A 12,387-nucleotide genomic window follows, 5' to 3' on the forward strand; every position below is an offset into this window, starting at 1 on the left:
CGATCAGATCCGGGCGACACCGATCTCCGGCACCAGCAGGGCGGCGTGCCGGAGATCTTCGACGAACCGCTCATAGGCCGCCTGCTGCGCCTGCCGGTCCGGCAGCCGCAGCAGGTGGGACGGATGGACGGTGACCAGCCCCGGCAGGTCGCCACGGAAGCGGACCGGCACGCCGCGGATTTCGGCCAGCGGGGCCGCGTGGCCCGACAGGGATCGGGCCGCGGTCGCGCCCAGCGCCACCACCAGCCGCGGCCGGATCAGGGCCAGCTCGCGGTCGACCCACCAGCGGCAGGCCTCGACCTCGCCGCTGTTCGGCCGCTGGTGGATGCGCCGCTTGCCGCGCAGCTGGTACTTGAAATGCTTCACCGCGTTGGTGATGTAGACCCGGCCGCGGTCGATGCCGGCATCGGCCAGGGCGCGGTCGAAGACCTGCCCGGCCGGGCCGATGAAGGCACGGCCCGCCAGATCCTCCTGGTCGCCCGGCTGCTCGCCGACGAAGGCGACCGCCGCGTCCGCCGGGCCTTCGCCGAACACCGGCTGGGTGGCGGGGCCGTGCAGCGGGCAGCGCCGGCAGGCGGCGATCTCCGACGCCAGGCCGGCCAGCGTGCCGGCAGGGCCCGGGCGATGCAGGTCGGGCGCCGGGATCGGCTTGCGCGGCGGTTCGGGCGATGCGTCGATCATGGCGCGGGTGCGCGCCCGGGCATCGCCGAGCAGGCCCGGGATCAGCCCGGCCTCCGGCAGGTTCCGCCAGTATTTCTTCGGCATCTCCGCCCGCATCGCCACCGGGTTGGCGCGGGCCGGGTTGAAGGTGGCGCGGTAGTAGCGCCGCCAGGCGTCCTCCTGTACATCGCCCTCCGGCGCCTGGTCGCGCCGCATGCCGGGGCCGAAGGCGATCTTATCCCCGTCCCAATGCAGCGACCCCTCGGGCGTCAGGATCGACCAGCGCATCGCCGCGAACCGGCCGGTGAAGAACGGGGCCACGCGGCGCAGGATGTGGTGCTCCGGCTCGAACCAGGCGATGAAGTGCTCGCCTGCCCCGTCACCTTCGGCCTCGACCCGGCGGAAGCGCAGGAAGGCCGTCATCTTGTGCGCGTCGCGGCGCACCGCCTGGGCCATCCGCTCCAGCCGGCCGGTCAGGGGATCCGAGGCGATCCGCAGCAGGCTCCGCTCGCCATGGGCCAGCCGCCACAGCGCCGCATACAGCAGGGCGAACCGCTCGGGATCGCGATGGCAGATCGCGGCCCCGGCCAGATCCTGGAACCGCGCCGGCACGGCGAGGGGCGGGGCCTCGGCCGCGGCCGGCGGGATCTCGCCGAGCAGCGGCGGATCCCCGCCTTCGTGCCAGGACACCGCGCCCGGCGGCACCTGCGCCGCGATCAGCCCGCGCGCCGCTTGCCGGAAGCCATCGAGATCGTCGGGCTCGCGAATGACGACCGCGCGCATCAGGCGAACAGCGACAATTGCGTGGGCGGGGCCAGCCGGGCGCGCAGGTCGGCCCGGTCCAGCAGCCAGGTCGGCCGGTGGTCGGCGGCGATGATGAAGGGAAGGGCCCGCTTCAGCGCGCCGGTCAGGCGGGCCAAATCCGCCAGCCGTAGGCTGTGGTGCCGGCGCGTCTCCACGATCCGCTCGACCGTCCGCGCGCCCAGCCCGGGGATGCGCAGCATCAGGCCGCGCTCGGCCCGGTTGACGTCGACCGGGAAGCGGTCGCGGTGCCGCAGTGCCCAGGCCAGCTTCGGATCGATGGCGAGGTCCAGCATCCCGCCGGGCACGCCGGCCAGGATCTCGCCGGCGTCGAAGCCGTAGAACCGCATCAGCCAGTCCGCCTGGTACAGCCGGTGCTCGCGCTGCAGGGGCGGGGCCTGGGGCGGCAGGGCGCTGCTCGCCTCCGGGATCGGGCTGAAGGCGGAGTAGTAGACCCGCTTCAGCCGGTAGCCGGCATAGAGGCCGGCGACGGTGCCGAGGATGGTGGAATCGTCGGCGCCGTCGGCCCCGACGATCAGCTGGGTGCTCTGCCCGGCCGGGGAAAAGCGCGGCGCCTTCGGCTCGGCCTCGGATTCGTCGATCCCCAGCCGCAGCCGGCCCATGGCGCCGCGGATGGTCCGGCTGCGCTTCTCCGGCGCCAGCCGGGTCAGCCCGTCCTCGGTCGGCAGCTCGATGTTGATCGACAGCCGGTCGGCGTGGCGGCCGGCGGCTTCCAAGAGCTCGGGGCTCGCCTCTGGGATCGTCTTCAGGTGGATGTAGCCGCGGAAGCCATGGTCATGCCGGAGCCGGCGCGCCACCTCGACCAGCTGCTCCATGGTGTAATCGGCCGACCGGATGATGCCGGACGACAGGAACAGCCCCTCGATGTAGTTGCGCTTGTAGAACTGGATGGTCAGGTCGACGACCTCGGCGATGGTGAAGCGGGCCCGCCGCACGTTGCTGGACCGGCGGTTGATGCAATAGGCGCAGTCGTACTGGCAGAAATTGGTCAGCAGGATCTTCAGCAGCGACACGCAGCGCCCGTCCGGCGTGTAGGAGTGGCAGATGCCGGCGCCGGTGGTGGAGCCGAGGCCCTTGCCGTCCCGCGAATCGCGCTTGGTGGCGCCGGAGGAGGCGCAGGACGCGTCGTATTTCGCCGCATCGGCCAGGATGTCGAGCTTCGCCAGGGTGGTCAGGGTCTCGGTCATGTTGCTAATTTGTTCCGATCTGCGGTGGAGTCAACCTCGCCTTCGATGGCGGGCCGCGCGTAGACTGCCGGCCGCAATCCGATGGAGGCAGGGACATGGCCGAGGTGGCCGACAATCCGGCGCTGAGCCGCTACGAGATGGCGGTCGACGGCGCCGTGGCGGTGGTCGAATACCGCCGCCTGGGCGATGTGCTGGCGCTGACCCACACCGAGGTGCCGCAGGCGCTGTCCGGCCGCGGAATCGGCACTGCCTTGGTGCTCGCCACGCTCGACCGGGTCCGCGCCGCCGGGCTGAAGGTGCGGCCTCTCTGCCCCTTCATCACCGCGGTGATCCGGCGCCACCCGGAATATGGGGATCTGGTGGCCACGGATCGCGGTTGACGCCCCCGCGACCGGCCTCGCACATTTGCCCGACATGAACCGGAGAGGCTGACATGGCGGAGCTGTGCGATCGCGAGGCGGTGGAGCTGCGGCGCCTGATCGGGGCGGGCGAGATCTCGCCGGTGGAGCTGGTGGAGAGCTGCATCGCCCGGATCGAGTCGGCGGACCCGGCGGTCAACGCCATCACCGCCACCGCCTATGACCGCGCCCGGGCGGAGGCTCAGCGAGCCGAGGCGGCGGTGCGGCGCGGCGACGCCCTCGGCCCCCTGCACGGTCTGCCGATCGGGGTGAAGGACCTCAGCGAGACCGAGGGGCTGCTGACCGCCTATGGCTCGCCGCTGTTCGCCGACAACGTGCCGGCCGCCGACGAGCTGGTGGTGGCGGTGCTGCGCCAGGCCGGCGCCATCGTGCTGGCCAAGACCAACACCCCGGAATTCGGCGCCGGCGCCAACACCCGCAACGAGGTGTTCGGCCCGACCCGCAATCCCTTCGACCATGAGCTGACCTGCGCCGGCTCGTCCGGCGGCTCGGCGGTGGCGCTGGCCTGCGGCATGGTCCCGCTGGCCACCGGCTCCGACCTCGCCGGCAGCCTGCGCACCCCGGCCTCCTACTGCGGCATCGTCGGCTTCCGCCCGACGCCGGGGCTGATCCCGACCGAGACCCGCGGCCATGGCTGGTCGCCGCTGTCGGTCGACGGGCCGATGGCGCGCACCGTGGCCGATGCGGCGCTGATGCTGTCGGTGATGGTCGGCGACGACCCGCGCGACCCGCTGTCGCTCGGCGTCGATGGCGCGCCGTTCCGCTCGCTCGAGGCGCCGGAGCTGTCGGGCCTGTCCGCGGCCTTCACCGAGGATCTCGGCTTCGCCCCGGTCGACAGCCGCGTCCGCACCACCTTCCGCGCGGCCGCCCAAGCGCTGGAGCCCGCCTTCGGCCGCCGCGCCGACTTCGCGGTCGACATGCGCGGGGTCGACCAGGCCTTCGCCACGCTGCGCGCCGTCGGCTTCGTGGCCGGCCATCGCGAGAAGGTCGAGGCCACGCCCGACAAGGTGGGGCCGAATGTCAGCGCCAATGTCGCGGCCGGCCTGAAGCTGGGCCTTGCCGATGTCGCCTCGGCGCTGACGGTGCAGACCCGGGTGCTGCGCGACTTCGATGCCTTCCTGGCCGGTGTCGACGTGGTGATCTGCCCGGTGGCCGGCCACCCGCCCTTCCCGTGGAAGGACTGGTACCCGGCGACGATCGATGGTGCCGAACTGTCCAGCTACTTCCACTGGCTGGCGCTGGCCTATGGCCCGACCCTGGCGGGGCTGCCCTCGGTGGCGCTGCCCTTCGGCCGCGACGCAGCGGGGCTGCCCTTCGGCCTGCAGATCATCGGCCGCCGCCGCGGCGACCGCGCCGTTCTGGCCGCCGCCCGCGCGATCGAGACCTGGGCCGGCCGCAACGGCTTCGGCCGGGCGGTGCCGAAGCTGGGGTAGGTTAGGAGGGGACAATGCCGGATATCCGTACCGTCGCCAGCGGGCTGCTGTTCCCGGAAGGGCCCGTGGCCGAGGCCGATGGCTCCGTCCTGGTCGTCGAGATCCAACGGGAAACCGTCAGCCGCGTCCGGCCCGACGGAACGGTCGAGGTGGTGGCGACGCTCGGCGGCGGGCCGAACGGCCTGGCGGTCGGCCCGGACGGCGCCCTCTATGTCTGCAACAACGGCGGCTTCCTGTTCCACATGGACGGCGGTTACAACCGGATGCGCCGCGGCGTCCACCCGCAGTACAGCGGCGGGCGGATCGAACGCCTCGATCTCGCCACGGGCGAGGTCCGGACCCTCTACGACCGCTGCGGCGAGAACCGGCTGTGCGGTCCGAACGACATCGTCTTCGACCGGTCGGGCGGCTTCTACTTCACCGATTACGGCAAGCACCGGGAGCGCGACCGCGACTATGGCGGGCTGTACTACGCCCGCGCCGACGGCTCTGAGATCGTCGAGGTCGCCTATCCCATGGAGATGCCGAACGGCGTCGGCCTGTCGCCGGACGACTCCACGGTCTATGTCGCGGAAACCGACACCGGACGGCTCTGGGCCTTCGACCTCGAGGCGCCGGGGCGGCCGCGACGGCACCCGTTCCCATCGCCGCATGGCGGCCGGCTGGTCTGCGGCCTACCCGGATACCAGCGCTTCGACAGCATGGCCGTCGATGCCCATGGCAACATCTGTGTCGCGACGCTGATCACCGGCTGCATCACCGTGATCTCTCCGGACGGCACCGTCCTGCGGCAGGTCATGCTTCCCGACCCGGTTGCGACCAACATCTGCTTCGGCGGGCCGGATCTGAAGACCGCCTACATCACCCTGTCGGGCACCGGGCGGCTGGTGGCGATGGATTGGCCCGAGCCCGGGTTGCGCCTGGCCTATTCCCGGTAGGGCGTAGGTTGGGTTCGTGCTTGCGAACTCGACCTGCGTCTGACGGTCGAGATCTATCCTTTACTGTCATTGCCCGGCTTGACCGGGCAATCCAGGGGCCACGACGAGCCGCTCTGGCCGCCCCTGGATGCCACGGTCAAGCCGTGGCATGACAAGTGAAGGGGCGTGCCGAGACGCGACCGGAGAATTGGGCTCAGACTCGCGGGGCCTCAGGCCGCCCCGATCGGCTCGAACACGGCCGGGCGGCCGTAGAAGCGGGTGGCGAGGGCGGAGACTTTCCCGGCGTCGCCGGTGGTGAAGAAGCGGGGCGGGGGCGCGTCCGTCCCGTCGGCGGTGTCGAATTCGGGGTGGCGTTCAAGATAGGCGGCCAGGCTGCGGGCGGTGATGTCGGGCTGGGACAGCATCTCCACCCCGGGTGGCAGCGCCTCGGCGAACAGCCCTGAGATCAGCGGGTAATGGGTGCAGCCCAGGATCACCGCATCCGGCGGCACGCCCCCGAGCTGCCGCATCAGCAAGGCCGCGTAGCGGCGCACGGCGCGGCGCAGCACCGCCTCCGGCGCCGCCTGCTCGATCAGCGTCACCAGCACCGGGCAGGCCTGCTGCACCACCGTCACCTCCGGCGCCCGCTTGCCGATCTCCTCGACGAAGGCGCCGCTGCGCACGGTGTGGCGGGTGGCGAAGATGGCGACGGTGCGCGGCTCGCCGCGGTGCCGGCCGGTGCGGATGTCGGCCATCCAGGGCACGCCGGTGATGGCCTCGACCATCGGCACCAGCACCCCGATCACCCGGCGGTCGGGGTGATGCGACGGCAGCCAGGTCTGCTGCAGCCGGCGCAGCCCGTTGGCGGCGGCGGTGTTGCAGGCCACCACCACCAGCCGGCAGCCCAGGCCGAACAGGCGCTCCACCGCCGCCACGGTCAGCTGGTAGATCTCCTCCGGCTCGCGGTTGCCGTAGGGGGCGTGGCGGTGGTCGCCGAGATAGACGAAGCGCTGGCCGGGCAGGTCGTGCGCCAGGGCCTGCAGCACCGTCAGCCCGCCCGTGCCCGAATCGAAGACCCCGATCATCCCGCATCCCCATGGTCCCGCTGTGGCGGTAGCGGATCTTCGCGGCATTCTCAAGATCGCCGGCTGAGAGGACTGTCTCGACAAGCTTGCGGCGCTGCTGGGCTGACCGGTCGTCCGGTCAGGCCTCCGCGGCCATGTGGATCAGCGGGAAGGCCATGCCCATGCCGTCGACCGGGGACCGCCCGGTCTCGCGGAAGCCGCATCTGCGGTAGAAGGCGACGGCGCCGGGGTTCTGCTCGTTGACGTCGAGGGTCAGGGCGCCCTTCAGCGCTGCCGCATGCGCCAGCAGCGCCCGGCCGGTGCCCAGGCCGTGCCGGTCCGGGTCGACGAACAGCATCTCCACCTTCGCCTCGGCCAGGCCCATGAAGCCGACCGGCGCATCGCCCGCCCCGGCCGCGACCCACAGCTCGGCCATCGCGAGATAGTGGTCGCGCAGCAGCGGCACGAAGACTTGGATGTCGTCCTCGGTCAGGAAGTGGTGGGTGGCCCGCACGGCGCGCAGCCAGATGTCGAGCAGTTCGGGATTGTCGTCCAGCCGGCCGGCGCGGATCGCGACCGTCACCGCCGGCCCCCGGCGCGGGCGCGCCATTCCTCGCGGGTCTGGCCCCAGATCTCGATGTCGAGGCTGTCCAGCGGTGCCGGCAGCCGGCCGGGGCCGCGGAACACCGATCCCAGCCGCCGCGCCACCGCCTTGGACGGCTCGTTCTCCGGCGCGATGCAGTGGATCACCTCGGTCCAGCCGAGATGGTCGAAGGCCCAGTCGATCGACGCGGCGGCGCCTTCGGTGGCGTAACCCTTGCCCCAGGCCTCGCGGCACAGGCCCCAGCCGATTTCGGTGCCCGGCCAGCCTTCCGGCTGCCACGGGCCGAGCCGGCCGATCCAGCGGCCGGTCGCCTTCTCGATCACCGAGAACATGGCGAAGCCCTGGATTGCCCAGGCCCCGGCGATGATCATGAAGCCGCGCCAGGCCGTGGTGCGCGGCTGCACGCCGCCGAGGGCGCGGGCGACCTCGGCATCGGCCATCATCGCGGCCCAGCCCTCGAAATCCTCCGCCTGCGTCGGGCGCAGGATCAGGCGGTCTGTCTCCAGGACCGGGCCGGTCTCCAGGATCGGGGCGGGCATGGCGGCGCCTCCTGAGTCGAAATCGGCCGCAGCAGGCCCGATCCGGCCCGGCCGGTCAAGCCGACGCCGGTCGGGGTCGCGGAGGGCCGCTCAGCGCCCGGTGACGGCGTCGATGTCGGCGGCCACGAAGCTGTGCAGCAGCAGGCGGACCAGATCGGCCTGCCGGTGGGTCTCGGTCTTCTCGAACACCTGCTTGAGGTAGTGGCGGGCGGTGCCGATCGAGATGCCGAGGGTTGCGGCGGCCTCGGCCGGGCCGGAGCCGTCGGCGATCAGCGCCGCCAGGTCGGCCTCGCGCCGGGTCAGGCCATAGGTCGTCACCAGCCCGCCCGTGTCGATGCGCAGGCGCCGGTCGGGGTCGGACACCAGCACGGCCACGCCGCCGGCATCCTCGCGGTCGATCCGGCGGCCGATGGTGGGCGCCGGCACCACGGTCAGCACCAGCGGCCCGTTCGGCGGGCGGCGCGACACCGGGATGCGCCGGGCCATGTCGCCGCTGCTGGACAAGGCGGCGTCCATGTCGTCCGGGCCGCCGCCCATCAGCATGGCCGCGGCGATCGCCTGGTGCAGCACCCGGGTCTGGGCCGGCAGCGCGGTGGCGATGCCGTAGCTGTCGGCCAGCAGCCCGTCGCGCGCGGCGATGATGGCTTCGGCCCGTTCGTTGCGGTAGGTCGGCCGGCCCTGCCGGTCCAGCAGGATCAGCCCGATGCCCAGCGCGTCGATCGCGGCCAGGGCGCCGGCCGCGCGCGGGTCGGTGGTGGCCAGGCGGCGGCTCAGCCGGCCCGCCTTGGCCAGATGGGGCACCAGGGTCTGCAGCGTGGTCAGCTCGGCCTCGCCGAAATCCCGGTCATGCAGCGGGCGGCAGACGCGGACCGCCGACCAGTCGGAGGATTGGCGCCAGGGCACGGCGACGGCGGCCAGCCCGCCGCCGATCGGCCGGATCAGCTCCTGGTAGAAATCCGTCCGCTCATAGTCCCGCACCGGCAGCATCGAGGATTGGGTGCGGGCGACGCCGGCCGGGAACCGCCGCATCTGCTCGGCCCAGAAGTCGCTGTGCAGGATGCGGTCGCAGCGGCTGGAGTGAAGCTGCACGTCCATCCGGCTGCAGGTCGACAGGTCGACGCCGAGCGGCGTCGAGGTGCTGAAGATGGCATGGCTGCCGCCGACGATGTCGCGCACTGCGTCGAGGCATTGCGGCCAGCCATCGGGCTCCAGCGCCGCGTCGTAGATCCGCTGCACGGTCTGCAGGATCGCCTGCGCGCCCGCGGTCATTCGACCGATCCTTCTGCCTGCGCCGCCCGGGCGGGATCAAATATCGGACCGGCACGCATCGCCGCATGCTCGTCGCGCCCTGGTCGATCATGGCATGCAGACATCGCAAACGCTCCGGCATTTCCTAGAAAAGGAAAAAATGACTACTGCAGCGATCCCCGTCGATTCTGGTCCTGTACTCGGCTGGCCGTGGCGAAAACCGAGAATGCCCGGCGAACATCTTTCCAAATCGGGAGGAAAATATGAAGGCCGATATACCCCTCCATGATTACCACTATTGTGGCATCGGTGTGGATATCCGGCGGCGATCGGCGGGCGGCTGCGGCCGAACGGCATCGCCCGCGGGGTGCGGAACCGGTCCTGGCGGACGGGCGTCCGGTCAGTGAAGGGAACGGACTGTGTCGTCGGTTCGCAGCGATGGGGCGCGGCCCCGCCGGTTCACCCCGCCCGGCGCAGGCCCGCGGCCGCCTTCTTCGGCGCCTCGTCGAACAGCTCGGCCAGCTTATCGATCATGGTGCCGCCCAGCTGCTCGGCGTCGACGATGGTGACGGCACGGCGGTAGTAGCGGGTGACGTCATGGCCGATGCCGATCGCCACCAGCTCCACCGGCGACCAGCGCTCGATGTACTCGATCACCTGCTTCAGGTGGCGTTCGAGATAGTTGCCGGGGTTGACCGACAGGGTGGAGTCGTCGACCGGCGCGCCGTCCGAGATCACCATCAGGATGCGCCGCTGCTCCGACCGTCCGACGATGCGGTTGTGCGCCCACAGCAGCGCCTCGCCGTCGATGTTCTCCTTCAGCACGCCCTCGCGCAGCATCAGGCCCAGATTCTTGCGGGCGCGGCGCCAGGGGGCGTCAGCGGATTTGTAGATGATGTGGCGCAGGTCGTTCAGCCGGCCCGGATTCTGCGGCTTGCTCTGCTGGATCCAGCGCTCGCGCGCCATGCCGCCCTTCCAGGCGCGGGTGGTGAAGCCCAGGATCTCGACCTTCACGCCGCAGCGCTCCAGCGTCCGCGCCAGGATGTCGGCGGCGATCGCGGCGATGGTGATCGGCCGCCCGCGCATCGACCCGGAATTGTCGATCAGCAGGGTCACCACCGTGTCGCGGAAATCGGTGTCCTGCTCCATCTTGAAGGACAGCGGCGTCAGCGGGTTGATCACCACCCGGGCCAGCCGGGCGGCGTCCAGGATGCCTTCCTCGAGGTCGAAGTCCCAGGACCGGGTCTGCTTGGCCATCAGCTTGCGCTGCAGCCGGTTGGCCAGCTTGGCGATCACGCCCTGCAGGTGCTGCAGCTGCTGGTCCAGCATCAGGCGCAGGCGCGACAGCTCGTCGGCGTCGCACAGGTCCTCGGCCACCACCACCTCGTCGAACTGGGTGGTGTAGGCCTTGTAGTTCAGGCCGGTGGGGTCGAACGGGCCGGTCTGGTCGTCGCGCCAGGGCTGGCCCGGCGCGTCGGTGTCCTCGGTGGCGAATTCGTCGCTGTCGTCGGAGGAATCCTCCTGCTCGGCGCCCTCGGCGTCGGTCTCGTCGCCGCTCTCGGGGTCGCTGTCGCTGTCGTCGGCGCTGGCGCTGACCTGCTCGCCCTCGCGGCCTTCCTCCTCGGGCTGCTCGCCCTGCGACTTCTCGTCGTCGTCGCCCTCCTCGGTCTCCTCGCTCTCGTCCTCCTGACCGATCTCGACGTCCAGCTCGGCCAGCAGGTGCTTGGCCTGGCGGGCATAGGCGTCCTGGTCCTCCATCGCCTCGGCCAGCTGGTGCAGCGTCCGGCCGATGCGGCTTTCCAGCCAGGACTTCCACAGTTCGGCGGCGTGGCGGGCGTTCGGCGGCGGCTTCTCGCCGGTCATCGCCTCGCGGGCGGCCAGCCGCACCGCCTCGGCCAGCGGCACCTGCTCGCGCTCGGTGACGCGGTCCAGGCCCTGGCGCTTGTAGCGGTCGTCCAGCGCCGCGGTCAGGTTGCCGGCGACGCCGGCCATCTGGGTGGCGCCGATCGCCTCGCAGCGCGCCTGCTCAAGCGCCTCGAAGGCGGCGCGGGCGATGTCGCCCTGCGGCATGCGGGCGGCGTGGACCTTGGCGTTGTGGTGGCGCAGGCGCAGCGCCACGGCGTCGGCGGCGCCGCGCACCTTGGCCACCTCGGCGGTGGTCAGCAGGCGCGAGGGCTGCGGCAGCCGGGCGCGGGTGCCGGCGACGCCGGGCGGCTCGCTGGAATAGGCGACGGTGATGTCGGGCCGTTCGGCAATGGCGCGCACCGTCGCCGTGGTGGCGCGCTTGAAGACCTCGATCGGGCTGTCGTCCTGGGGCATCGCCTGCTTCGTCTCTGCGGCTTTCGCCGCTTCCGCTTTAGCCTGTCATTGCCGGGCCTGACCCAGCAATCCAGAGGGTTTCGACATCCTCTGGATGCCCGGATCAAGTCCGGGCATGACAGGAAGAAAAGTCCCGCGACCCGGCCTCACGCCAGATGGGCGCGGACGCCGCTTTCCGGCAGTTCGGTGCCGAAGCAGCGCTGGTAGTACTCCGCCACGGTCGAGCGCTCGACCTCGTCGCACTTGTTCAGGAAGGTCAGGCGGAAGGCGAAGCCGACATCGCCGAAGATCCGCGCATTCTCGGCCCAGGTGATCACCGTGCGGGGGGACATCACGGTCGAGATGTCGCCGCCGATGAAGCCGGCGCGGGTCAGGTCGGCCAGGCGGACCATGGCGTTGATCTTGGCGCGGCCATCCTCATTGTCGAAATCCGGCACCTTGGCCAGCACGATCTCGACCTCGGCGTCATGCGGCAGGTAGTTCAGGGTGGCCACGATCGACCAGCGGTCCATCTGGCCCTGGTTGATCTGCTGGGTGCCGTGATACAGGCCGGTGGTGTCGCCCAGGCCGACGGTGTTGGCGGTGGAGAAGATGCGGAAGGCCGGGTGCGGCTTGATCACCCGGTTCTGGTCCAGGAGGGTCAGCTTGCCCTCGACCTCCAGCACGCGCTGGATCACGAACATCACGTCCGGCCGGCCGGCATCGTATTCGTCGAACACGATGGCGCAGGGGTTCTGCAGCGCCCAGGGCAGGATGCCCTCGCGGAACTCGGTCACCTGCTTGCCGTCGCGCAGCACGATGGCGTCCTTGCCGACCAGGTCGATGCGGCTGATGTGGCTGTCCAGGTTGACGCGGACGCAGGGCCAGTTCAGCCGGGCCGCGACCTGCTCGATATGGGTCGACTTGCCGGTGCCGTGATAGCCCTGGATCATGACGCGGCGGTTGTGCGCGAAGCCGGCCAGGATGGCCATGGTGGTGTCGCGGTCGAAGCGGTAGGCGCTGTCGACATCCGGCACGTGCGGCGTGGCGGAGGAGAAGGCGGGCACCTGCAGGTCGCTGTCGATGCCGAAGGTCTGCCGGACGGAAACCTTGATGTCGGGCAGCGTGGTGGAGGTGTCAGCGCTCATGATCCAGTCGAAGTCCAAATTCCAGAGGTAACGGAGTACGCGGTGGCG

General features: G+C 71.2%; 11 protein-coding genes. 3 read left to right on the forward strand and 8 right to left on the reverse strand.

Translation table 11 applies throughout. The features are described 5' to 3' along the window. Positions 1-3 precede the first annotated feature (3 nt). A complete protein-coding gene (locus E9232_RS32285; RefSeq protein WP_309801361.1) occupies positions 4-1,443 on the reverse strand; it encodes a UdgX family uracil-DNA binding protein in 1,440 nt (479 codons plus the stop codon). Next, positions 1,443-2,669, reverse strand: a complete 1,227-nt coding sequence (locus E9232_RS32290; protein ID WP_309801363.1) for a putative DNA modification/repair radical SAM protein — start codon at positions 2,667-2,669, stop codon at positions 1,443-1,445. The genes E9232_RS32285 and E9232_RS32290 overlap by 1 nt, the downstream gene beginning before the upstream one ends. Before the next feature lie 95 nt (positions 2,670-2,764). Here E9232_RS32290 and E9232_RS32295 point away from each other — a divergent pair, with 95 nt between their 5' ends. Genes E9232_RS32295 through E9232_RS32305 form a run of 3 tightly spaced genes read left to right on the forward strand, consistent with a single transcriptional unit; the run spans position 2,765 to position 5,459 of the window. Continuing rightward, positions 2,765-3,049 (forward strand): GNAT family N-acetyltransferase, encoded by a 285-nt coding sequence (locus tag E9232_RS32295; protein WP_309801365.1) that lies wholly within the window; start codon positions 2,765-2,767, stop codon positions 3,047-3,049. 53 nt (positions 3,050-3,102) lie between these two features. Next, positions 3,103-4,521 carry an amidase gene (locus E9232_RS32300; RefSeq protein ID WP_309801366.1) on the forward strand — a complete coding sequence of 473 codons (1,419 nt, stop codon included), beginning with the start codon at positions 3,103-3,105 and terminating at the stop codon, positions 4,519-4,521. A gap of 14 nt (positions 4,522-4,535) precedes the next feature. After that, positions 4,536-5,459, forward strand: a complete 924-nt coding sequence (locus E9232_RS32305; RefSeq protein ID WP_309801367.1) for an SMP-30/gluconolactonase/LRE family protein — start codon at positions 4,536-4,538, stop codon at positions 5,457-5,459. A 209-nt stretch (positions 5,460-5,668) separates the two neighbouring features. Here E9232_RS32305 and murI read toward each other — a convergent pair whose 3' ends face one another. From murI to cobS, 6 genes are all read right to left on the reverse strand, one after another. After that, positions 5,669-6,523 (reverse strand): glutamate racemase, encoded by an 855-nt coding sequence (gene murI / locus E9232_RS32310; protein ID WP_309801368.1) that lies wholly within the window; start codon positions 6,521-6,523, stop codon positions 5,669-5,671. Positions 6,524-6,641: 118 nt separating this feature from the next. Beyond that, complete coding sequence (locus tag E9232_RS32315) at positions 6,642-7,085, reverse strand: acetyltransferase (protein ID WP_309801370.1); 444 nt, start codon at positions 7,083-7,085, stop codon at positions 6,642-6,644. After that, entirely contained in the window at positions 7,082-7,645 is a 564-nt protein-coding gene (locus E9232_RS32320; protein WP_309801372.1) for a GNAT family N-acetyltransferase, read from the reverse strand. The genes E9232_RS32315 and E9232_RS32320 overlap by 4 nt, the downstream gene beginning before the upstream one ends. A gap of 90 nt (positions 7,646-7,735) precedes the next feature. Beyond that, on the reverse strand, positions 7,736-8,914 hold the full coding sequence (locus E9232_RS32325; protein ID WP_309801374.1) for a helix-turn-helix transcriptional regulator: 1,179 nt from the start codon (positions 8,912-8,914) through the stop codon (positions 7,736-7,738). Between the two features lie 438 nt (positions 8,915-9,352). Beyond that, positions 9,353-11,212 (reverse strand): cobaltochelatase subunit CobT, encoded by a 1,860-nt coding sequence (cobT, locus tag E9232_RS32330; RefSeq protein WP_309801376.1) that lies wholly within the window; start codon positions 11,210-11,212, stop codon positions 9,353-9,355. A 146-nt stretch (positions 11,213-11,358) separates the two neighbouring features. Further along, positions 11,359-12,339 (reverse strand): cobaltochelatase subunit CobS, encoded by a 981-nt coding sequence (cobS, locus tag E9232_RS32335; RefSeq protein WP_309801378.1) that lies wholly within the window; start codon positions 12,337-12,339, stop codon positions 11,359-11,361. Positions 12,340-12,387 lie beyond the last annotated feature (48 nt).

The sequence above is a fragment of the Inquilinus ginsengisoli genome (assembly GCF_031453975.1).
GTDB classification, from domain to species: domain Bacteria; phylum Pseudomonadota; class Alphaproteobacteria; order DSM-16000; family Inquilinaceae; genus Inquilinus; species Inquilinus ginsengisoli_A.

Excerpts from the sequence above, each read along its gene's own strand:
- E9232_RS32325 (WP_309801374.1), bottom strand. The coding sequence starts at position 8,914 with ATGACCGCGGGCGCGCAGGCGATCCTGCAGACCGTGCAGCGGATCTAC.
- E9232_RS32285 (WP_309801361.1), bottom strand. The coding sequence starts at position 1,443 with ATGCGCGCGGTCGTCATTCGCGAGCCCGACGATCTCGATGGCTTCCGG.
- E9232_RS32295 (WP_309801365.1), top strand. The coding sequence starts at position 2,765 with ATGGCCGAGGTGGCCGACAATCCGGCGCTGAGCCGCTACGAGATGGCG.
- E9232_RS32300 (WP_309801366.1), top strand. The coding sequence starts at position 3,103 with ATGGCGGAGCTGTGCGATCGCGAGGCGGTGGAGCTGCGGCGCCTGATC.
- E9232_RS32320 (WP_309801372.1), bottom strand. The coding sequence starts at position 7,645 with ATGCCCGCCCCGATCCTGGAGACCGGCCCGGTCCTGGAGACAGACCGC.
- cobT (WP_309801376.1), bottom strand. The coding sequence starts at position 11,212 with ATGCCCCAGGACGACAGCCCGATCGAGGTCTTCAAGCGCGCCACCACG.
- cobS (WP_309801378.1), bottom strand. The coding sequence starts at position 12,339 with ATGAGCGCTGACACCTCCACCACGCTGCCCGACATCAAGGTTTCCGTC.
- murI (WP_309801368.1), bottom strand. The coding sequence starts at position 6,523 with ATGATCGGGGTCTTCGATTCGGGCACGGGCGGGCTGACGGTGCTGCAG.
- E9232_RS32290 (WP_309801363.1), bottom strand. The coding sequence starts at position 2,669 with ATGACCGAGACCCTGACCACCCTGGCGAAGCTCGACATCCTGGCCGAT.
- E9232_RS32305 (WP_309801367.1), top strand. The coding sequence starts at position 4,536 with ATGCCGGATATCCGTACCGTCGCCAGCGGGCTGCTGTTCCCGGAAGGG.